The following is a 20,480-nucleotide window of genomic DNA, read 5'->3' as shown; positions in this document are numbered from 1 at the left end:
GATACCGGCGCGCAGGCGAGCCTTGGCAATATGGCCCTGCGCGACAAGATCCGGGCCAAGCGCGCGCAGGAGGTCGTCACGACCGACGTCAATGGAGTTGATATCGTCGGCGAGCTGGCGATTGTCCGCTCGCTCAGCATCGAAGGCCTGGCGCTGACGGACGTGCCGCTGACCTTCGCCGACACCCCGGCCTTTGATGCGCTGGGGCTGCGCGATCAGCCGGTGCTTTCGATCGGGATGCAGCATTTGGCGCTGTTCGACCGGGTCGCGATCGACTTTGGCCGGCAGCGCATTCTGTTCGATGTCCCTGCCGATGTGGCCCGGGCGATGCGGCAAGCCAAGCAATCGGCGAACTATCGCCCGCGCTACTGAATGATGCTCTCCTTGCGGTAAGCCGAAGCCGCGCCCACATCAGGGCCCATGCCGCCCGAAACCTCCGCCCCCGCCGATCCTGCCGACGCCAATAAGAAGACTCGCGCGCGCGACGTGGAGAGCTGGGCAACGCTCAAGCGCTTCCTTCCTTACCTTTGGCCCAAGGACAATCCCCGCCTCAGAATGCGGATTGCTGTTTCGATGGTGCTGGTGCTGGCGGCCAAGGGCGTCACGCTCGCCCTGCCCTTTGCCTATAAGGGTGCCGTCGATGCCATGTCGGGCACAGGCGCGGCGCGTGACGGCGCCACAGTCGCCCTCGCGCTGGTGGCCGCCTATGCGCTGGGACGGTTCACCTCGGTAGCCTTCGACAATCTCCGCAATATCGCCTTCGAGCGAGTCGGCCAGATTGCGACGCTGCATCTGGCCGAGGACGTATTCCACCGGCTCCACCGACTGTCCCTACGCTTCCACCTGGCGCGGCGCACGGGCGAGGTCACCAAGATCATCGAGCGCGGAACCAAGAGCATCGACCAGATGCTCTATTTCCTGCTGTTCAACATCGCCCCCACCATCGTCGAGCTGATCGCGGTCGGGATCATTTTCTATATCAATTTCGGCATCGAGCTGGTTCTGGCCACCGCCATCACCGTGGTCGCCTATGTCTGGGTGACGCGCGCGATCACGGAATGGCGCACCAAGCTACGGCGCGAGATGAACGAGCTGGACGGCAAGGCCCTCTACCGCGCGGTCGATTCGCTGCTGAACTACGAGACGGTGAAGTACTTCGGCGCCGAAAAGCGCGAGGAGGCGCGCTACAGTCAGGCCGCGCGCGCTTATGCCGAAGCGGCAGTGAAGTCCGAAAACTCGGTTGGGCTGCTCAATATGGCGCAATCGATCATCACCAATGCGTTGGTTGGCGCGGCGATGGCCTACACCGTGTGGGGCTGGAGCACCGGGGCGATGACCGTCGGCGATCTGGTGCTGGTCAATTCGCTGCTGATCCAGCTTTTCCGCCCTCTGGATGTACTGGGCTGGGTCTATCGCACGATCCGGCAGGGGCTCATCGACATGGCCGAGATGTTCCGCCTGATCGACACCGATATCGAGGTCAAGGACAAGCCGGGTGCGCCCGCGCTGATCATTCGCACGCCCACTGTCGCCTTCGACAATGTCACCTTTGGCTATGAGCCCGGGCGCACGATCCTCAACGGCCTGAGCTTCGAAGTGCCAGCCGGCAGCACCACCGCCATCGTAGGGCCTTCCGGCGCGGGCAAGAGCACGATCGGGCGTCTGCTGTTCCGCTTCTATGACCCGCTCTCCGGCCGGATCATGGTGGGCGGCGAGGATATCGCCACCGTCACGCAGGAAAGCGTGCGCGCGGCCATCGGAATCGTCCCGCAGGATTCGGTGCTGTTCAACGAGAACCTCGCCTATAACATCGCCTATGGCGCGGAAGGCGCGGATCAGGCGATGGTGGAACAGGCCGCTCGCGATGCGGCGCTCTCCCCGCTGATCGATCGCCTGCCCGACCGGTTCGAGACGATGGTGGGCGAACGCGGATTGAAGCTTTCGGGCGGGGAAAAGCAGCGCGTCGCCATTGCCCGCACGCTGGTGAAGAACCCGCCGATCCTGCTGCTCGATGAAGCGACAAGCGCGCTCGACACCCGGACCGAACAGGAAATCCTCGGCACGCTGCGGCGGATCGCGCAGGGCCGCACGACGATCGCGATCGCGCACCGGCTGTCGACCATTGCGGACGCGGACAACATTCTGGTGCTGGACCACGGACGGCTGGTGGAGAGCGGGGATCATGCCGGACTGCTCAAGCGCGGCGGGCTTTATGCGGAAATGTGGTCGCGTCAGGCAGCGGAACGGCGCGACGACGATGTCGACGTCGATGCCGTGGCAGCCGAATGACCGGGCAGGATTGCTAGCACGCCAGCACGCCGTTACCTCTGCTCCACTGCCCCCTGCCGCGAGCAGGGTGCTCTTGGGGAGAGACCTACGAACATGCGTCACGCTCGATTGATTGCCTTGCTGCTCGGCAGCGCCGCCCTCACCCCTGCCGCCGCGCAGGATACCGCTGCACCGCCCGCCGAAGTGCCGACCGTTCCGGTGCCCGCTGCGCTCACCGCTGAGGATATGCCGCCAATCCCGCTCGAACTGGCGGCCCGCGTCCGGCCCTATCTCGAGTCGCGCGGCGCGGGCTTTGCCGGGTGGGACCCCAACACCCGCGCGGTGCTGATCACCACGCGCTTTGCCAATGTCAGCCAGCTTCACCGGATCGCGATGCCGATGGGCGCGCGCACCCAGATCAGCTTCGAAGCTGAGCCGGTGTCGGGCTCCTACGCCCCGACCAAGGGTGACGTCATTCTCGTCACCAAGGATCGCGGCGGGGACGAATACTACCAGCTCCACACGCTCAAGGATGGTCGTCTCACACTGCTGACCGACGGCAAGAGCCGCAACCAGCCCAATGCCTGGAGCAAGGATGGCGAGTTGATCGGCTTCAGCTCGACCCGGCGCAATGGGGTGGATTCCGACCTCTATGTGATGAACCCGCGCGATCCCGCCTCGGCCCGGCTGGTGCATGAAAGCAAGGGCGGCGGCTGGGCGATCATCGCCTTTTCGCCCGACAAGACCTTCGCCTATGTTGCCGATTACAACTCGGTCCAGGACGTCGATATCTACCGGCTTGATCTCGCCAGCGGCGCGATGACACCGGTTGGCGATCCGAAGGCAGAGATCGCCTACAGCGGCATGGAGATCGCGCCCGACGGCACGCTGTGGGCGACCAGCGATGTCGGCTCCGACTTCCAGCAGCTGGGCCGCCTCGATCCGGCGTCGGGCAAGTTCACACCGGTCTCCAAGGAGAAATGGGACGTCGACAGCTTCGATGTCTCCGATGACGGCAAGACCATCGTCTATGAAGTCAACGAAGCCGGATCGGACCGGATGCGCATCCTTGACGTGGCAAGCGGCAAAGTGACCAAGGTCGACGTCCTGCCCGCAGGCCAGATCGGCGGCCTTGAAATCGCGCCATGGGGCGAGATCGGCTTTTCCTTCTCCAGCGCCAAGAGCGCGGCGGATGTGTGGTCACTCGACCCCAAAACGATGCAGCTGACCCGCTGGACCACGAGCGAGACGGGCGGGCTTGATCCTTCCCTCAATGTCGAACCCCGCATCGTGACCACCAAGAGCTTTGACGGACTTGAGGTTTCCGGCCTGCTCTATCTCCCCGACCCGACCAAGTTCCCGGGCAAGCGTCCCTTGATTGTCGATGTCCATGGCGGCCCGGAAGGGCAGAGCAAGGCCGGCTTTGTCGGGGCCGTCAACTACATCCTCAACGAGCTTGGCATCGGGGTTTTCTTGCCCAATGTGCGCGGCTCGACCGGGTTCGGGAAGACCTTCGTCAGCCTCGACAATGGCCCGTTCAAGCGTGAGGATTCGGTGAAGGACATGGCCGCGCTGATCGACGCCGTCCGCGCCGATCCGGCCGTCGACCCGGACAAGGTCGGCGTCAGCGGGGGGTCGTACGGCGGGTACATGTGCTATGCCGCCGCCGTGCAGCTAAAGGACAAGCTCGCTGCGACCCAGTGCACCGTGGCGATCAGCAACTTCGTCAGCTTTCTGGAGAACACCAACCCCTACCGACAGGACCTGCGCCGGGTGGAGTATGGTGACGAGCGCGACCCGGTGCAGCGCGCCAAACTCACCGAAATCAGCCCGCTCACCCGGGTGAACGAGATCACCAAGCCGATGTTCGTCATCACAGGCGCCAATGACCCGCGCGTGCCCAAGTCCGAGGCCGATCAGATGGTCGCCGCGATCCGCGCCAATGGCGGTGAGGTGTGGCATCTGGTGGCGGCAGACGAAGGCCACGGTTTCCGCAAGAAGGCCAATTCGGACTACGCCTTCCTGGCCGAACTGGTGTTCTGGAAGAAGCACCTGCTGGGCGAGTGATCAGCCCGGTTGTGAGAGGCGCTGGAGAAGAGCCAGCGCCTCCTCACGCCGCTGCCACGGAACGAACAGGTGATCATGGTGGTAGCCTGCGACGATATTGCAGGCGATCCCCGCCCCGGCGAGCACGCCGGAGACTGCTGCGGTCAGGCCCACGCCTTCGAGCGCGGAATGCACCATCAGCGTGATGCGCGCGAACGCACCGTCTGTATCAGCGATGATCGCCGTCAGCCCCTCGTCCTCGCGGATCAGGGCAAAGGCTTCGGCAGGGGGATCGCCCGCAAGCACCGCAAAATCCCATCGCCGCGCGTCCAGCACCGGGGCCATACCCGCCAGCATCCCCGCAAGGTCGCTGACCGGCCCTGCGCGCATCACAGGATATACTTGCTGAGGTCGGTGTTGCCCGCCAGCCCTGCGAGCCGCGACGTCACATAGGCCGCATCGATCGTGATCGTCTGGCCGGTGAGGTCTTCCGCCTCAAAGCTGATTTCCTCCAGCAGCCGCTCCATCACCGTCTGCAACCGCCGCGCACCGATATTCTCGACCGTCGCGTTCACTTGCGCCGCGATGCGGGCGATCTCGGCGATAGCGTCATCCGCAAAGTCGAGCGTCACCTGCTCGGTCCCGAGCAGCGCCTTGTATTGCGCGACCAGATTGGCGCGAGTCTCGGAGAGGATTCGCACGAAATCCGCCTCGGTCAGCGCGCGCAGCTCCACCCGGATCGGCAGGCGGCCCTGCAACTCGGGCAGCATGTCGCTGGGCTTGGCCACGTGAAACGCGCCGCTGGCGATGAACAGCACGTGGTCGGTCTTCATCGGGCCATACTTGGTGGCAACCGTGGTGCCTTCGATCAAGGGGAGCAGATCGCGCTGCACGCCCTCACGCGACACCGATCCGCCGCGCACATCGGAAACCGCGATCTTGTCGATCTCGTCGAGGAAGACGATCCCGTTGGTTTCGGCATTCAGCAGCGCCGCACGAGCGACATCGTCCTGATCGAGCCGCTTGTCCGCTTCTTCGTCCACCAGCCGATCCCATGCATCAGGCACGCGCAGCTTCTGGCGGCGGGTGGGTTTGCGGCCCAGTGCCTTGCCCATCATGTCGCTGAGGTCGATCATCCCCATCTGGCCGCCCATATTGCCCATGTCGAACGGGGCGGCGGGCGCATCGCGCACTTCGATCTCGACCTCGACATCGTTCATCGCGTTCTGGACGATCCGCTGGCGGAAGCTGGCGCGGGTCGCTTCGGAGGCATTGTCGCCCACCAGCGCGGTCAGCAGCCGCTCCATCGCGGCTTCCGACGCAGCTTCGCGCACCTTCTCGCGCCGGCGTTCCTTTTCCAGTCGGATCGCTTCCTCCACGAGATCGCGCGCGATCTGTTCGACATCGCGGCCGACATAGCCGACCTCGGTGAACTTGGTCGCCTCGACCTTGATGAACGGTGCTTCGGCCAGCTTTGCCAAGCGGCGACTGATCTCGGTCTTGCCGCAGCCCGTGGGGCCGATCATCAGGATGTTCTTCGGCGTCACCTCGTCGCGCAGATCCGCGCCGAGCCGCTGCCGCCGCCAGCGATTGCGCAGCGCCACGGCAACCGCACGCTTGGCCTCGGACTGGCCGATAATGTGTTCGTCGAGTGCGGCGACGATGGCTTTGGGGGTGAGGTTTTCGATCATAATCTTGTTCGTCATTCCGGCGAAGGCCGGAACCCAGATTCCGGCGTTGCGATGCTGGGCCCCGGCCTGCGCCGGGGTGACGGATTGCTGCTAGACCGTCTCGACCGTCAAATTACCATTGGTGAAGACGCAGATGTCAGCCGCAACGGCCATGGCCTTGCGCGCGATGGTTTCGGCATCGGCCTCGTAGTCAGCGATGGCCCGCGCGGCGGCGAGGGCGAAATTGCCACCCGATCCGATCGCGGCGATATCGCCCACCGGCTCCAGCACATCGCCGTTGCCGGTCAGTACCAGCAGCGTGTCGTGATCGGCCACGATCATCAGCGCCTCAAGATTGCGCAGATACTTGTCGGTGCGCCAATCTTTGGCGAGCTCGACACTCGCGCGCATCAGCTGGCCCGAATACTGTTCGAGCTTCTTTTCCAGCCGCTCAAACAAGGTGAAGGCATCCGCCGTCGCGCCGGCGAAGCCCGCGATCACGGAGCCGTCTCCGATCCGGCGAACCTTGCGGGCATTGGGCTTCATCACGGTGTTGCCCATCGACACCTGGCCGTCGCCCGCGATGACGGTCTTGCCGTCACGCCGCACGCCGATGATGGTGGTTCCGTGCCATTGGACGAGGCCATGGCTGGCATTATCGCTTGTCATGTCGGGGAATATGGCGCGCCTTCCGGCAGGATCAAGCGCGCAAGTGTCAAGCGATTACGGGCCGCCCGGCCCGCCGCCACCCGGCAGACCGCCACCGCCGACCTGGCCAATGTTGCCGAACAGGTCTTCAAGGAAGCCGCGCTCCCGACCGAGGGTGGGGGTCTTGTTGCCGTTGGGATCGAGGAACACGACCTGATCCACGCCGCTGCGCTTGACGGCGGTCACCTTGCCCGCTGCGTCAAAGGTGACAGCCAGAACCGAATGCTCACGGATGCGCGGGCGGTTGAACGGACGTTGGCCGGTGATGCTGGAAACGTAATACCAGGTCGGCGTGCCATACTGGCTGGTAAAGGTCGGCCGCCCGAGCGTGCCTTCAACCGATTGCTGGTTGTCGATCTGCGGCTGGATCGCGCCCGTCAGAACCGGATCGACGATGTAGCCGCGCGATTCCCGGATGGCCGTGCACGCGGGCAGCGTCGCTACGACGCCCGCCAGCAGCAACACGCTGCGCAGCCTGCGCCAGCTCAATTCCCCTGCGCTCGCCTTATTCATCTGCGCCAAACCGTCTCAATCCCGTCCTGCACTCACGCACAATCGCGCACTTGTCCCTTGGGCGAGGTGCTTTAAGGGGCTAGGCGCAAGCTTGCAACGCACCATATGGCAAAGCGGTGGCGTGCGGGCGTTGAACGGCAGTTGAACGCATCCGTGCTTCGTGCGTTGCCGTAGGGAGCGAAGGGGCCGCGCGGCCCCACGCCTGCATTGGAACACCCGCGCGAAAGGCCAAGCATCCCATGTCTTTCCTCTCCCGCCTGCTCGGCACCGCTCCTGACCCGCGCGAAAGCGTGCGGCCGCTGTGGCACCGCGTGATCGAGCTGGCGCGCGATTCCGCCTATTATACCGAGTGCGGCGTGGCCGATACGATCGCGGGCCGGTTCGACATGATCACCGCTGTGCTGAGTGCGGTGATGGTGCGGGTCGAGGCCTCGGATCTCAGGGCGGAAAGCGCGTTGCTGGCCGAATTGTTCGTGGAGGACATGGACGGGCAGTTGCGCGAGTTCGGGGTGAATGACGTTGTCGTGGGCAAGCGCATCGGCAAGCTGATGAGCGTGCTGGGCGGCCGGCTCGGGGCCTATCGCAGCGCGCTCAACGCTGGCGATCTGGACAAGCTGACCGCTGCGATCCAGCGCAATGTGACCTTCGCCGAAGGCGCCGACGAGGCCGCCAGCGCCCGCGCGGTGGCCGAGCGGGTGTTGAAGCTGTTCGAACGGCTCGGGCGGTTCTCGGATGCCGAAATGCTGAAAGCGAGCGCGATCTGGTGAGCGCGCCTTTCCCTCCTTCGGAACTCAGCCGGATGATCAAGGTCCGTCCCTTGCCGGGTGGGCCAGTGGTGATCGAAGCGACCCCGGAAGAACGCGCCGCGCTGGCGGTGCGCTTCGGGCTCGGCGCGGTGGACAGCCTGCGGGCCGAGATGCGGCTGGAGCCGAAGCCGCGGGCGATCCGGGTGACCGGGCGTTTGCGCGCAGCGATCATGCAGCCCTGCGCGATTTCGACCGAGCCTTTCCCTGTCACGATTGATGAGCCCATCGACCTCAGATTTGTCGAGGACAACGCTCGCCCCGCGGCCGAGGGTGATGAAATTGAGCTCGAAGCGGATGATTGCGACGAGATCGAATATGCTGGCGATATGTTCGATCTGGGCGAAGCGGTCGCGCAGACGCTGGGCCTCGCCATCGATCCCTACGCCGAAGGGCCGAACGCCGATGCGGCGCGGGCTGCGGCGGGGATTGTGAAGGAAGGCGAACAGGATGGGCCACTGGCGGCGATGCTGGCGGGGCTCAAGAGGGACTGAGCGCGGGATCGCGACCGCGCCCGCATGACTGATATCAACGCAGCACACGAATACCCCGCCATCCGAGCGGCAATCTCCGATCAGAACGGGATGTCGTCGTCCAGATCGTCGTAGCCACCGCCGCCGCCCGAGGGGCCGCCGCCGAAGCCGCCGCCCGATCCGCCGCTGCTGCCGCCGCCCTGATCCCAGCCGCCACCGCCGCCAGCACTGCCGCCGCCATAGCTTCCGCCGCCTGAGCGACCACCGCCGCCCATCCCGCCGCCGCCACCCTGCGGACCATCAAGCATGGTCAGCGTGCCGCCGAGGCCCTGGATCACGATTTCGGTGCTGTAGCGGTCCTGACCGTTCTGGTCCTGCCACTTGCGGGTCTGGAGCTTGCCTTCGACGAAGACCTTGCTGCCCTTCTTGAGGTAGCGCTCCACCACGCCGACGAGGCCTTCGGAAAAGATCGCGACGGTGTGCCACTCGGTCTTTTCCTTGCGTTCGCCGGTCTGGCGGTCCTTCCACTGTTCGGAGGTCGCGATGCGCAGGTTGGCGACCTTGCCGCCGTTGTTGAAGGTGCGGATTTCGGGATCGGCGCCCAGATTCCCGATCAGCATGACCTTGTTGAGCGAACCCGCCATCGAAATACCCTTCCCGTCAATGTCTTGATCCTGCGGGCGCAAGATGCGCCGCGAATCCGAGTCAGGCAATAGGCAAAGCCAGTCGCGAGTGCGACCGTCGCTTACGGGTAATCACCAGTTCGGAGCGTATTTGTCCGCCTACCGCGTCCGCTGCCTGAGGCGGGTCATCGCGCCGGGTAACGCAGACGCCCCAGAAACCGCGTCAGGCTCGGCAGTTCGCGGTCCTTGCCGACGAACTGCGCCTTCACCTTCTCGAATCTCATCACCCCGTCGATCCGCCGCTCGAGGAAGGCATGGGTATCAGCCTTGCCGTCGCTGTCGTCGTTCACGAACACGGCGAGCGTCGCCGAGTAGATCCCCGCGAGGATCGCGCGCTTGGTGTAGTGATTGTAATCGGTCGCGGTATCCCCCGCGAGCCGCCACATGATATCGGCCGAGCGCCAGCCCAGCCGCAGCGCGCGGCGCGCATTCTGCGGCTGCGCCATCACGGCGAGCGCGCGGCGCACGGCTTCATCAATATGCGCGACCGCTTCCAGCCGGAAGGCAACCAGCGTGCGGATGCGTTCGCGGATCTTGAGGGTGGCGAGGCGCTCCTGCGGCCATTCCGCCTCCATCGCCTGATCGACGCTGGTGATCCACGCTTCGATCATGTCCATCGGCTTGCTGCCCGGAAAGGCCAGCTTCACCACATCGACATCGCACCCGGCCATCTCGGCCGCGGCGACCAACGCGGTTTCGTTCCACCCGTCAAAGATCGCAGAGGCCGCGATATCGGGTGCCAGCGCCACGCGCAGTTCGTCGAGCGTGAGGTCGGCAAAATCCACTGTCTGGGTCATGTCAGAAGGAAGGCCCGTAGTTCTTTTTGGTTCCCGCCTCGGCGCGCTTTGCATCGGCATTGGCGAATTCCTGCTTGAGAAGCGAGTTGCCGCTCATCAGCTCCATATAGTCCCGCGCCGAACGGCCCGAATTGTCGTTGTGATCGGGGTCCGCACCCTTTTCCAGCAGCAGCCGCACCATCGCGACATTGCGCGCATGAACCGCCGAGATCAGCGGTGTCTCGCCCGTCTGGTCGGAGACATTGACGCTCGCCCCGCCCTTGATCAGCGCCTCGACCCCGTCGGTGAAGCTGAGCGAGGTCGCCAGCTGCAACGGTGTGATGCCCTTCTTGTTGCGGATGTTCGGATCAGCGCCGCGTTGCAGCAGGAAGCGGACCCACAGGACGTCGCTGCGGGCCACCACGATATGCAGCCCGGTATCGCCGCTGGTGATGTCACGGGCGTTGACGATCTGGGTGCCCGGCTTGCTGAGCATGTCGGTCGCCTCGTCACCCTTGCGATCCTTGACCGCTTCGAGGAACTTGTACCCTTCCGACTGGAACTGCGCCGCGGCCGGCACCGTCACAGCGGCGGCAAGCGACAGCAGGATAGCACTGGCAATCCCCCGGCGAGGCCCTAATTTGCGCAAAACATCGAAGGCCACGGTTTGATCCTTTCGCATTACCTGTCACACATCATGTGTGTGCCCGGGCGCGGGGCAGGCCCGTTGGCCTGTCATCGGCGCCCTTCGCAAGCAACCAGTTAGCAGAGCATGAACCAGATCAACAAGCCTTCCCCCATCCTTGCCATGCTGATTGCAGGCGTGCTGTCGCTTGCCGGTTGCGGCGCCGCCGCCCCCGTCGAGCAGCCGCCGCTGGCCGGCGCTGCCATCGGCGGCGACTTTGCGCTCTCCAACAGCGCTGGGCAGACGGTGCGCTGGACCGATTTCGCGGGCAAATACCGCGTGGTGTATTTCGGCTATGCTTACTGCCCCGATGTCTGCCCCACCGATATGCAACGCATCGCCCAGGGGCTGAAGGTGCTGAAGGGGCAGGACCCGGCCAAGGCCGCGATGATCACACCGCTGTTCATCACCATCGATCCCGAGCGTGACACGCAAAAGGTGGTCGGGGAATTCACCGCCGCTTTCTCGCCTGACATCATCGGCCTGACCGGCACGCCCGAACAGATCGCCGCCGCGGCCAAGGCGTTCAAGGTTTACTATGCCAAAGGTGAGCCCGTGGAAGGTGGCGGCTATCTCGTCGATCACACCAATATCACCTATCTGTTCGGCCCCGATGGCGAGCCACTGGCCACCTTGCCGACCGACAAGGACGCCGATGCCATTGCGGCGGAACTGGACCGATGGGTGAAGTGAGAGACCGCTTCTGGGAGCTGCCGCTGGGCGAGCTGTCCCGGTCCGAATGGGAAGCGCTGTGCGATGGCTGCGGACGCTGCTGCCTGCACAAGATCGAGGACGAGGACACCGGCGAAATCCTCGATACCAATATCGCCTGCCGGTTGCTCGACGCCAAGACCGCGCAATGCAGCGATTATCGCAACCGCAAGGCCTTCGTACCCGATTGCCTGCGGCTGACGCTGCGGATCGTGGAACAGGTGAGCTGGCTGCCATCAACCTGTGCCTATCGCCTGCGCGCCGATGGCCGCCCGCTGCCGGGCTGGCACTATCTCCTGTCTGGGGACCGTGACGCGGTGCGCCGCGCCGGGGTTTCGGTGGTTGGCCGGGTGGTGAGCGAGGTGGATGCCGGGCCGCTCGAACATCATATCACCGAGTGGCCTGCCCCGCGCCATTGGCCTGCCCGCGACGAGGAGGCGAGCCTGTGATCGACTGGCTCCGCGGTGCCTCAACCGAACGGACGCTCGATCCCGCGATCGACCTTGGCGGCCAGCGTCTGCCGATCGTGCTGAAGCGGCTGCACAATGCGCGGCGGCTGACCCTGCGGCTGGCGCCCGATGGCAGCGAGGTCCGCATCAGCCTGCCCGCCTGGGCGCAGGCGCGCGAGGCGATTGCCTTTGCCCATTCGCGCAAAGGCTGGCTGGCGGACCAACTCGCCAAACTGCCCGCCCGCACTGCGCCTGCGCCGGGGGGCGAGGTGCGCTATCGCGGGGCTTCGCTCAAAGTGGTGTGGGATGCCCGCGCACCGCGTCGTCCGGCAGTTGAGGAAGGCGCGCTGCGGATCGGCGGGCCCGAATCCGGGCTGGAACTGCGCATCCGCCGCTGGCTGGAGGCGGAAGCCCTGCGCCTCACCGAAGCGGATATGCACGATTACTGCGCCGCCGCCGGGCTTGATCCGGTGCCGATGGGGCTCACCCGCGCCCAGCGCCGCTGGGGCTCATGCTCGGACAAGAGCCGGATCCGCATCAATTGGCGGCTGGTGCAGGCCCCCGATTTCGTGCGCCGCTCGGTGGTCGCGCATGAAGTCGCGCATCTGGTGCACTTCGACCACAGCCCGGCCTTCCACGCACTGCTGGCCCGCATCTTCGAAGGGGAGATCGCCAGTGCCGATCGCTGGCTGAAGGAACATGGGCGCGGGCTCTACGCCAGCTTTGGCTGACGCGAAGCATTTGGCGTTCGCGCCCGCTGCCCCTATATTGCGCCTCATGTTCTCCAAGTCCTTCTCCAAGTCGCGCTTCAATCCCGCCTCCGGCTTCGCGGATTTCTGGAACGAGATCCGGCGCCCGCAGCCCTATCGCCTGCCGATTCTGGCGCTGTCGATCCTGCCGGTTGCAGGGATGTTCTATTGGGGCATGAACAGCACGGTCTATGGTGAGCCGGAGCGGCCCGAGGTGACCTATATCACCACGCTCGATCCGGCCCGCACCGATGCCGAGATCGTGGCCGAGAACCTCGCCAATCAGGAAGTGAGAGATCTGCGCGCCGCCGAAGAAGCGCGGATCGCCGAGGCGAAGCGCAACATGTACAAGGCGCTCGGCGCTGCTGCGGGCATGGATGTCGAGGCCATCGAGCGCAAGGCGGAGGCCGAACGGGCTGCCGAAGCTGCTGCTGCTGCCTCCCCTGCGCCGGCACCCGCCCCCGCCCGCGAAAGCGCCGCACAATAGCTGCGAGCCTGCTCCCGAGCGATCACGACTGGATGGCCGCCACTGCGCGGCTGGCGGCGCGTGCGCGCCCGCTCGCGCGTCCCAATCCCGGTGTGGCCGCGCTGGTGGCGCATCATGGCCGCGTGATCGCGCGGGGATGGACTCAGGCGGGCGGACGCCCTCATGCCGAGGCGATGGCATTGGCGGGCCTTGCCCCTGCTGCACTGGCCGAGGCGACTCTCTACGTCACGCTTGAGCCATGCGCGCATCAATCGGCGCGGGGACCGTCTTGCGCCGACCTGATCCTCGCAGCGCGGCCTGCGCGCGTGGTGATCGGTCAGCGCGACCCCGACCCGCGCACCGCTGGTGCGGGCATGGCGCGGTTGCAGACGGCAGGGATCGACACCCGGCTGCTGGACGACCCGGCCTCCGCCGCCAGCCTCGCCGGGTTCCTCACCCGCCAGCGCGCAGGCCGTCCGTGGGTGACGCTGAAGCTGGCGATGTCGCTTGATGGCTGCATCGCGCTTGGCGACGGGTCGAGCCAGTGGATCACCGGTGAGACCGCCCGCGCCCATGTGCACGCTCAGCGCGCGTGCCATGATGCGATCCTGATCGGTGGGGGAACGTGGCGAGCGGACAACCCCCGGCTTGATGTGCGCCTGCCGGGCCTTGAGGCGCGTTCACCCCAACGGGTGGTGTTGACCCGCGGGACCGCGCCTGACGGCGTGACCGCGATTGCCTCCCCCGAAGCCATCGCCGAGCTTGAGGGCGTGCTCCATCTCTATGTCGAAGGCGGGGCCGAGACTGCAGCTGCCTTCCTCGCCTCCGATCTCGTCGATGAATTGCACCTCTACACGGCACCGATCCTGATCGGCGATGGCCGCCGCAGTATTGGCGCGCTGGGGCTGGCAAACCTTGCCGACGCGCATGGCCGCTGGCACCTGCAACAGCACCGCCAGCTTGGCACCGACCAATTCACCGCCTATCTGCGGTCACGAAACCTATAAGGACAGCAGTATGTTCACCGGCATCGTCACCGCTATCGGCACCATCGCAGCCGCCGAACAGCGCGGCGATCTGCGCCTCAAGATCACCGCCCCGCTCGATCCCGCCCGGATCGATATCGGCGCGTCGATCGCCTGTTCGGGCGTGTGCCTCACCGTGGTGGAACGCGGCGGCACGGCGGGCGATGCGTGGTTCGATGTCGACCTGTCGGGCGAGACCGTCAGCCGCACCGTGCCCGGCATGTGGGACGCGGGAGCGCGCCTCAACCTAGAACCCTCGCTCCGACTGGGCGACGAGCTCGGCGGCCATATCGTCACCGGCCATGTCGATTCGGTTGGCGAGGTGGTCAAGGTCTCGCAAGACGGCGGCAGCTGGCGGATCGCGATCCGCGCGCGGGCGGATATGTCGCCCTTCATTGCCGAGAAGGGCTCGATCACGGTCAACGGCGTATCACTGACGGTCAACGACGTGCGCGACCGGCCCGATGGCACCTGCGATTTCCTGCTCAACATCATACCCCATACCGCAGCCGTCACGACACTCGGCACACTAGCCGAGGGCGACCGGGTCAATCTCGAGATCGACGTCTTGGCTCGCTACCTCAAGCGGATGCAGAGCCTCGCCGCAGCGCGGTAAGGCCCCAAGCGGCGGGCAAGCCCCTTCGCAGCTCCGGGCTTGTGCTGGGGCGACGCGTGCAACGAAGTCCTGGAACACCCTTACGCGACGCGTGCCAGCGGTCCCTGCGCAAAGTCCTCGCGCGTGATGACATAAGTCAGGTGAGGGATCACCTCGCCGCCTGCCATGACCCGCTCCTCGCGGCGGTCGGTCAGACGGGCGCCGATCTTTTCCAAGGCGCGCCGCGAGCGGGTGTTGGTCTCGCCAACGAGGAAGCGACATTCCGCCACGCTCCCCAGCGCATGGGCCAGCATCAGACGCTTCATCTCATGATTGTGCACCCCGCCCCAATGCGAACGCGCCAGAAAGGTCCAGCCGATCTCGACCGAACCGCCGTCGGCTTCCTCCAGCCCCTGATAGCGCGAGGAGCCGATCACCGCGCCGCTCTGCGCATCCAGCGCGATCAGCGCGCCCTGATTGGCCAAGGCATCATCGAAGAACGCCCGGAACACCGGTTCCTGCCAGCGGTCATGCGCCGGGTGCTGCTCCCAGATCAGCGGATCGGCAGCGACCGCGAACAGCGCGTCCCAATCCTCGCCGCGCAAAGGCCGCAGCCGGACATGCTCGCCCGCGAGCACCGGCTGACGGTCAAGCACGCCGCCGCCCTCAGACCGCCACCGCCGCGAGGGCAGCGATGAACTTGGGCAGGTTGCCCGGCGTCAGACCGGCGATGTTGATCCGGCCCGATGCGGCCATGTAGATGCCGTGCTCTTCGCGAAGCTGCGCGACTTCATCCTTGGTGACGGGAAGCATCGAAAACAGGCCGTTCTGGTGCGCCAGCGGGGTCAAGTCGATCCGCCCCGCCATGCCCGCCTTGGCCAGCGCATCGCGCACACCGCGCATCCGCGCGCGCATGTCGTCAAGCTCGGCCAGCCATTGTGCGGTCATGTCGGGATCGCGCAGGATGATCCGCACCGCCGCACCACCGTGATCGGGCGGCATCGACCAACCCGCACGGGCCAGCGCATTGGCGTTGGAGAACGCGGTGTCGAGCGCGCCCTGATCCTGAGCCATCACGTAGAACGCGCCCACGCGGTCACGATACTGCCCGAAGTTCTTGTCGCAGCTGTAGGCGATGAAGGCTTCCGGCACGGCAGCGAGCACGGCCCGCATCCCGGCGGCGTCTTCCTCCATCCCGTGGCCGAGGCCTTGATAGGCGGAGTCGATGATCGGGAAGGTGCCGCTGCTCGCCAACGCTTCGGCGATCATGGCCCATTGTTCGGCGGTGTAATCAATCCCGGTCGGGTTGTGGCAGCACGCGTGCAGCAGCACCGCCTCGTCCGAACCCGCGCCATTGATCGCGGCGAGCACCGCATCGAGGTTGGCCGTGCCATCCGGGTTGGCATGGTCGAAGGGCGCCAGTTCCATGCCAAGATCGGCGAGGATCTGCGCGTGGTTGGGCCAGCTTGGCACACCCATGTGCACCCGCTTCACGCCCGCCTTCAACGCCAGCGCGAGGGCCAGGCGCACTGCACCGGTGCCGCCCGGGGTCTGCATCCCGCTGATGCGTCCGCCCATCGTCGGGTCAGCGCCAAAGATATAGGGCATCAGCGCATTGACGAAGCCCATGTCACCTTCGGGGCCGAGGTAGGACTTGCTGTCCTGCGTATCGACCAGCACCTGCTCTGCCGCCTTGATCGCGGCAAACACCGGGGTCGCGCCGGTTTCCGTGCGGTATACGCCGACGCCGAGGTCAATCTTGTCCTCACGCGGGTCGGCAGCGTGGAGGCGGATCAGGGCGAGAAGGGCGTCGGGCGCCTGCGGGCTGAGTCGGTCAAGCATCATGCTGCGCGCAATGGCGCGCAACTCGCCTCATCGCAATCAGAAAGGCGACCACTTCTGTTCCTTGGAGAACTTCATGTAGCCCGCATTGACCCCGAGCCGCAGGCCCGCACCCACGCGAATGGGGATCAGCACGACATCGCCGCGCCGCAGATAGCTCGCATTAAGGCCGCCGACGAAATAGGCCTGCCCTTCCCCCGCCGGGAAGCGCTTGTAGAGGTCTTCGGTGTCATAGAGGTTGTAGACCAGCACGAAGGTATTGGCGGCATTGGCGCCGACATCAAAACCGATCGAAGGCCCGGTCCAATAGACCTGCCGCGTCCCTTCTACCTTGTGGTGCAGCGTGCCCGAGCCATAACGCGCGCCGACGATGAACGCCCCGCCCGCCTCGCGCCCGACGATATAGCCATTGGGCTCGCCCTGCTTTTGCAGCAGATCCTCGATTAGCTTGGCCAGGCCTTCCGCGCCCTTGCCGAACACGCCTTCCGCTGCGCCGATCAGATCATCTTCGCCATAGGTCTCGCCGCTTGCCTGCGCAGCGGTGGTGACGGGGGCCACGCCCTGATCCGGCACGGGGGCTGTCGCATCGGCAGGCGCCGGGGCATAGGTGCCGAACTCGCTGTCGAAAGCCGGATCGGCCGGAGCCGGGTCAACCCGTGTCGGCTGCGTATCCGGCGCGGCCAGATCGCCATCGATCCCGCCCGGGCTTGTACCATTTTGTGTGGTGTAAGCGGCGTCCGGATCAAAGGTCTCAAGATCCTGCGCGGCTGCCGGTGCCGTCAACGCCAGGGCAGCCATCGCGCCCAGCGCAAAGCCCGCGATCCGGCGACCAAGGTCTGGGAAACGGGCGGTCATCATCCTCATCATGCAGCCTTTCGCAGCGACGTGTCAGCCCCGGATTATTGCGCTTCGAGCAGAATCGCTTGCCACATCTGACGCAACCGCTCGTCGCCGGAGCGAATCGGATTTGCGACGAGCCGTTAACCACTGCGCGGCAAAGCCTGAACGCGCCCCGAACCAGCCCATCGCCCCGCCGCCAGCAGTCCGCGCAAGGGGGCGGGAGGCTTTTTTGTCCAAGCCACCTTGCCGCTGCCCGCCAGGCTGACTATAGGCCCGCCTTCACAGCCTTGCTGCTGTCCGGAGACGTGGGTGAGTGGCTGAAACCAGTTCCCTGCTAAGGAACCGTACTCTATCCGGGTACCGAGGGTTCGAATCCCTCCGTCTCCGCCACCTGCCGTGCTTAAACGGCTGCTTTCAATGAAAAATCTCCCCGCCGGGGTTGCGCTCCCATTTCTCGATGTCCTGTCAGCCCCGTGGACGGTCGGATGCACAGCCACGCTGCGACAGGCCGATGACGGACTTTGCGGCGCGAAGAGCGCTTACTGCGCGTAGCCGAGGGGACGAGGCCGGTTGTGACCCTCATGATAAGCGGAGAAAATGAAGCCGGCAGCGCGCGACAAGTCGGCTTCTGGTCTGTGGGTCTGCTCGGCCTTCTGGCCCTGCTTGCTGTTGTGGTGCCAGGCAGTCTGGCGCTGTGCTACAGCAGATTTTATCCAATCCATCACGATCTAGCCGGTATAGTCCTCTCCAGCCGTCTGGCGGCAGTTCTGGGCGATGCTTTTGATACCTACAGTCTCTATTTTCCTCCGGCCGAGCGAGCCTGGTACGGCCTTGCGGTCGGATTTAGCGAGCTTGTCGGCATCCGCCTTGATCTCGCCGCTATCCTGATAACGGCAGGGGCCGTACTGTTTTCGGCTGGCCTCGCATTCCACATCCGTCGCCAGACGGTTGGCGCATCAGGGCTGTTCCTGGTTGTCTCCTGTATCTTGCTCGCGCTCCTGCCGATCTTGTTCAAAAATATATTCGGCCTGCGCGAGCACATGGTGATTTTAGGGCTGTGGCCCTATGTGGTGCTGCGGGCCAGCGACCCTGAAGGGCACCGCGTTGGCTGGCGAACCCGCGCGGTGGTGGGCCTGTGGCTGGGTGCCGCCCTGTTGCTCAAATATTTTTACAGCCTTGTCGTGTTGCTCGTCGAACTGGCCGATGCCGGGATGCAGCGCCGTCCCGCGGCGCTGGTGCGGATCGAGAATGTGATCGCGGGGGGCATCGTCGCGCTCTACTTGTTTTTCTGGCTGGTTATCGATCCGGCCCAGCGCGCGGCCATCAGTGTGATGCTGAGCGGGATCGAGGGCAATCTCAACGAGCCTTTCATCAACCTTGTGCTGGCAGCACAGCAGCTGGTGCCGGCCCTGGTGTTCCTGATGCTCGCCCGCATCAAGCGCCTGCCTGCGCGCTCGAGCGCGCTCGGCCTGGCCATGGTTGCCGGAGCCATTGTCGCTGCGTGGATCCAGGGGCGCTGGTACAGCCATCACCTGTTTCCGATCACGATGGCTTATCTCGCGTGGGCCTGGCTTCTTGGGCGCGACCTCGGCGCGATCTGGCTGATCGCCCTTGCCCTGCTCGCTGCGCTGCCGATCCGCGGTCAGTTCCACAGCACCGCGCGCTATCAGGATGAAGTCCGCGAGGCCGATCTGGCAATGGAGCGCGCCGGCCTGTCATTGGCGGGCAAGCGGGTGGGCCTGCTCAACATGCATCCATCGCCGTTTAACCAATACTTCGCTGCGGTGGGGGCGCTGCGCTGGAATGTGACGATGAACAATGCCTATGTCGCGGCCGAACTCAAGCCGTTCGATCGGCCGGGCGTCGGCACAAGCGCACCGATCGAAGTGAAGCTCAATGTACCGGGCCGCCGACAGCTGCATGACGACATGCTTCGCTTTTGGGAAGACAGGCCGCCCGACGCGCTGATCTTGGATGAGAGCACCAGTTGGCCGCTGGAGCACATAAAAGTCCGCTGGACCGACGTCTTCGCCCAAGACTCACGCTTTAAATCGTTTCTGGCAGACTACCGCCCGGTTTTCACCCATAGCGGCAAGGCGCTGCGCTTCACCTATTACGAGCGGATCGAACCTGTCAGGCAATCAAGTCCCAACTGACCGGCGTGCCCTTTTTGATCGCGCGGTTGACCCGCTTGCCCAACAGCACATCGTAATGGCGCGGTTCCAGCCCGAAACCCGGGCGCACGGAGCGCAGGTTTGCTTCCGTGAAGACCTCGCCCTCGGCCATGTCCTGCGCCACATAGAGTGATCGGCGGAACTGCTGCGATCCTTCCTCTGCCTGCGTGCCGCCATAGGTAATCTGGCCCAGCGCCTGCCACGCCCGCTCGGTCTCCTCGCGCAGCGCAAGGAATTCTGCAGGTTCGAGGCTGAACGCGCTGTCGACTCCTCCATCTGCACGGGCCAAGGTGAAGTGTTTCTCTATCAACACCGCGCCAAGAGCGACCGCGCCCACCGCGACGCCGATCCCCATGGTGTGATCCGAAAGCCCGACCTCTACCCCGAACGTGTCGCGCATGTTGGGGATGGTGCGGATGTTTGTGTCTGCGGGGGTCGCGGGATAGGTGCTGGTGCATTTGAGGATGCAGATCTGGTCGTTCCCAACCTCTTGCGCTGCGCGGATCGCTTCACCGATCTCGACCACAGTGGCCATGCCGGTCGAGATGATGATCGGCTTGCCGGTTGCAGCGACCTTGCGGATAAGCGGCAGGTCGATGCTTTCGAAGCTGGCGATCTTGTAGGCGGGAACGTCCAGTTCCTCGAGGAAATCCACCGCAGTGAAATCGAACGGGGAGGAGAAGCAGTCGAGGCCATGTTGTCTCGCGCGCGCGATGATCGGGCCATGCCAGTCCCACGGCGTATGCGCCTCGGCATAGAGGTCGTGCAGGCGCCGCCCGTTCCATAGCGACTTTACGTCTTCGATGACGAAGCCCGGCCCGTCATGGTCGAGCGTGATCGTGTCGGCAGTGTAAGTCTGCAGCTTGATCGCATCCGCGCCGCTAGCCGCCGCTGCATCGACGATCTCCAGCGCGCGATCGAGCGAGTGGTTGTGGTTCCCGCTCATTTCGGCGATCAGATAGGGGCGCGCCGATAGGCCGATGGGGCGTCCGTTGATCTGCATG

At 65.1% G+C, this 20,480-nt stretch carries 23 protein-coding genes and 1 tRNA gene (1 of these 24 only partly in view); 13 read left to right on the top strand and 11 right to left on the bottom strand.

What is annotated here, in order from left to right; genetic code table 11:
• The 3 genes from ACLBKT_RS00800 to ACLBKT_RS00790 all read left to right on the top strand — a co-directional run.
• Positions 1–372, top strand: the 3' end of a protein-coding gene (locus ACLBKT_RS00800) for a retroviral-like aspartic protease family protein (protein ID WP_410181095.1). 552 nt of this gene lie to the left of the window's left edge; the window shows 372 of its 924 coding nt (coding positions 553–924); its start codon lies beyond the left edge, outside the window; it ends in the stop codon at positions 370–372.
• Positions 373–420: 48 nt separating this feature from the next.
• Positions 421–2,289, top strand: coding sequence for an ABCB family ABC transporter ATP-binding protein/permease (locus ACLBKT_RS00795; RefSeq protein ID WP_410181094.1), 1,869 nt, complete (start codon positions 421–423; stop codon positions 2,287–2,289).
• Between the two features lie 93 nt (positions 2,290–2,382).
• Complete coding sequence (locus ACLBKT_RS00790) at positions 2,383–4,335, top strand: prolyl oligopeptidase family serine peptidase (protein ID WP_410181093.1); 1,953 nt, start codon at positions 2,383–2,385, stop codon at positions 4,333–4,335.
• Here ACLBKT_RS00790 and ACLBKT_RS00785 read toward each other — a convergent pair whose 3' ends face one another.
• The 4 genes from ACLBKT_RS00785 to ACLBKT_RS00770 form a co-directional block, all read right to left on the bottom strand.
• Complete coding sequence (locus ACLBKT_RS00785; RefSeq protein WP_410181092.1) at positions 4,336–4,704, bottom strand: ACT domain-containing protein; 369 nt, start codon at positions 4,702–4,704, stop codon at positions 4,336–4,338.
• Positions 4,704–6,005: an ATP-dependent protease ATPase subunit HslU gene (gene hslU, locus ACLBKT_RS00780; RefSeq protein WP_410183623.1), complete on the bottom strand. Its 1,302-nt coding sequence runs from the start codon at positions 6,003–6,005 to the stop codon at positions 4,704–4,706. Before hslU ends, ACLBKT_RS00785 begins: the two co-directional genes overlap by 1 nt.
• Positions 6,006–6,095: 90 nt before the next feature.
• A complete protein-coding gene (gene hslV / locus ACLBKT_RS00775) occupies positions 6,096–6,653 on the bottom strand; it encodes an ATP-dependent protease subunit HslV (RefSeq protein WP_160759260.1) in 558 nt (185 codons plus the stop codon).
• A 54-nt stretch (positions 6,654–6,707) separates the two neighbouring features.
• Positions 6,708–7,205, bottom strand: coding sequence for an outer membrane protein assembly factor BamE (locus tag ACLBKT_RS00770; RefSeq protein ID WP_410181091.1), 498 nt, complete (start codon positions 7,203–7,205; stop codon positions 6,708–6,710).
• Positions 7,206–7,444: 239 nt separating this feature from the next.
• On the opposite strand from ACLBKT_RS00770, the gene ACLBKT_RS00765 reads away from it, so the two are divergent.
• Both ACLBKT_RS00765 and ACLBKT_RS00760 read left to right on the top strand, forming a co-directional pair.
• Positions 7,445–7,972 carry a ubiquinol-cytochrome C chaperone family protein gene (locus ACLBKT_RS00765; protein ID WP_410181090.1) on the top strand — a complete coding sequence of 176 codons (528 nt, stop codon included), beginning with the start codon at positions 7,445–7,447 and terminating at the stop codon, positions 7,970–7,972.
• A complete protein-coding gene (locus ACLBKT_RS00760) occupies positions 7,969–8,502 on the top strand; it encodes a YceD family protein (RefSeq protein WP_410181089.1) in 534 nt (177 codons plus the stop codon). Before ACLBKT_RS00765 ends, ACLBKT_RS00760 begins: the two co-directional genes overlap by 4 nt.
• A gap of 80 nt (positions 8,503–8,582) precedes the next feature.
• On the opposite strand, the gene ssb is transcribed toward ACLBKT_RS00760, so the two are convergent.
• The 3 genes from ssb to ACLBKT_RS00745 form a co-directional block, all read right to left on the bottom strand.
• Positions 8,583–9,125 carry a single-stranded DNA-binding protein gene (gene ssb / locus ACLBKT_RS00755; protein WP_410181088.1) on the bottom strand — a complete coding sequence of 181 codons (543 nt, stop codon included), beginning with the start codon at positions 9,123–9,125 and terminating at the stop codon, positions 8,583–8,585.
• A 164-nt stretch (positions 9,126–9,289) separates the two neighbouring features.
• A complete protein-coding gene (locus ACLBKT_RS00750) occupies positions 9,290–9,961 on the bottom strand; it encodes a COQ9 family protein (protein ID WP_410181087.1) in 672 nt (223 codons plus the stop codon).
• 1 nt (position 9,962) lies between these two features.
• Positions 9,963–10,526, bottom strand: coding sequence for an ankyrin repeat domain-containing protein (locus ACLBKT_RS00745; protein ID WP_410181086.1), 564 nt, complete (start codon positions 10,524–10,526; stop codon positions 9,963–9,965).
• Between the two features lie 186 nt (positions 10,527–10,712).
• On the opposite strand from ACLBKT_RS00745, the gene ACLBKT_RS00740 reads away from it, so the two are divergent.
• The 6 genes from ACLBKT_RS00740 to ACLBKT_RS00715 are packed head-to-tail and all read left to right on the top strand — an operon-like array spanning position 10,713 to position 14,641.
• Complete coding sequence (locus tag ACLBKT_RS00740; RefSeq protein WP_410181085.1) at positions 10,713–11,318, top strand: SCO family protein; 606 nt, start codon at positions 10,713–10,715, stop codon at positions 11,316–11,318.
• Entirely contained in the window at positions 11,306–11,785 is a 480-nt protein-coding gene (locus ACLBKT_RS00735) for a YcgN family cysteine cluster protein (RefSeq protein WP_410181084.1), read from the top strand. Before ACLBKT_RS00740 ends, ACLBKT_RS00735 begins: the two co-directional genes overlap by 13 nt.
• The gene (locus ACLBKT_RS00730) at positions 11,782–12,516 is read left to right on the top strand and encodes a M48 family metallopeptidase (protein WP_410181083.1); all 735 of its coding nucleotides are present in this window, start codon (positions 11,782–11,784) and stop codon (positions 12,514–12,516) included. Before ACLBKT_RS00735 ends, ACLBKT_RS00730 begins: the two co-directional genes overlap by 4 nt.
• A gap of 46 nt (positions 12,517–12,562) precedes the next feature.
• Entirely contained in the window at positions 12,563–13,021 is a 459-nt protein-coding gene (locus ACLBKT_RS00725) for a hypothetical protein (RefSeq protein WP_410181082.1), read from the top strand.
• A 32-nt stretch (positions 13,022–13,053) separates the two neighbouring features.
• Positions 13,054–14,007, top strand: a complete 954-nt coding sequence (gene ribD, locus ACLBKT_RS00720; RefSeq protein WP_410181081.1) for a bifunctional diaminohydroxyphosphoribosylaminopyrimidine deaminase/5-amino-6-(5-phosphoribosylamino)uracil reductase RibD — start codon at positions 13,054–13,056, stop codon at positions 14,005–14,007.
• 10 nt (positions 14,008–14,017) lie between these two features.
• Entirely contained in the window at positions 14,018–14,641 is a 624-nt protein-coding gene (locus tag ACLBKT_RS00715) for a riboflavin synthase (RefSeq protein WP_410181080.1), read from the top strand.
• A gap of 80 nt (positions 14,642–14,721) precedes the next feature.
• Here ACLBKT_RS00715 and ACLBKT_RS00710 read toward each other — a convergent pair whose 3' ends face one another.
• Genes ACLBKT_RS00710 through ACLBKT_RS00700 form a run of 3 tightly spaced genes read right to left on the bottom strand, consistent with a single transcriptional unit; the run spans position 14,722 to position 17,326 of the window.
• A complete protein-coding gene (locus ACLBKT_RS00710; RefSeq protein WP_410181079.1) occupies positions 14,722–15,276 on the bottom strand; it encodes a GNAT family N-acetyltransferase in 555 nt (184 codons plus the stop codon).
• 10 nt (positions 15,277–15,286) lie between these two features.
• On the bottom strand, positions 15,287–16,462 hold the full coding sequence (locus ACLBKT_RS00705) for an aromatic amino acid transaminase (protein WP_410183622.1): 1,176 nt from the start codon (positions 16,460–16,462) through the stop codon (positions 15,287–15,289).
• 39 nt (positions 16,463–16,501) lie between these two features.
• Positions 16,502–17,326: a DUF1134 domain-containing protein gene (locus ACLBKT_RS00700; protein WP_410181078.1), complete on the bottom strand. Its 825-nt coding sequence runs from the start codon at positions 17,324–17,326 to the stop codon at positions 16,502–16,504.
• Between the two features lie 275 nt (positions 17,327–17,601).
• Here ACLBKT_RS00700 and ACLBKT_RS00695 point away from each other — a divergent pair.
• Positions 17,602–17,692: transfer RNA gene (locus ACLBKT_RS00695), tRNA-Ser, on the top strand.
• A gap of 182 nt (positions 17,693–17,874) precedes the next feature.
• The gene (locus ACLBKT_RS00690) at positions 17,875–19,458 is read left to right on the top strand and encodes a hypothetical protein (protein ID WP_410181077.1); all 1,584 of its coding nucleotides are present in this window, start codon (positions 17,875–17,877) and stop codon (positions 19,456–19,458) included.
• On the opposite strand, the gene pseI is transcribed toward ACLBKT_RS00690, so the two are convergent.
• On the bottom strand, positions 19,436–20,479 hold the full coding sequence (gene pseI, locus ACLBKT_RS00685; protein ID WP_410181076.1) for a pseudaminic acid synthase: 1,044 nt from the start codon (positions 20,477–20,479) through the stop codon (positions 19,436–19,438). The genes ACLBKT_RS00690 and pseI overlap by 23 nt on opposite strands.
• Between the last annotated feature and the right edge of the window lies 1 nt (position 20,480).

It is taken from the genome of Erythrobacter sp. W302b (genome assembly GCF_046452395.1).
Lineage (GTDB): Bacteria > Pseudomonadota > Alphaproteobacteria > Sphingomonadales > Sphingomonadaceae > Erythrobacter.
This window is presented reverse-complemented; position numbering and strand designations above follow the sequence as displayed.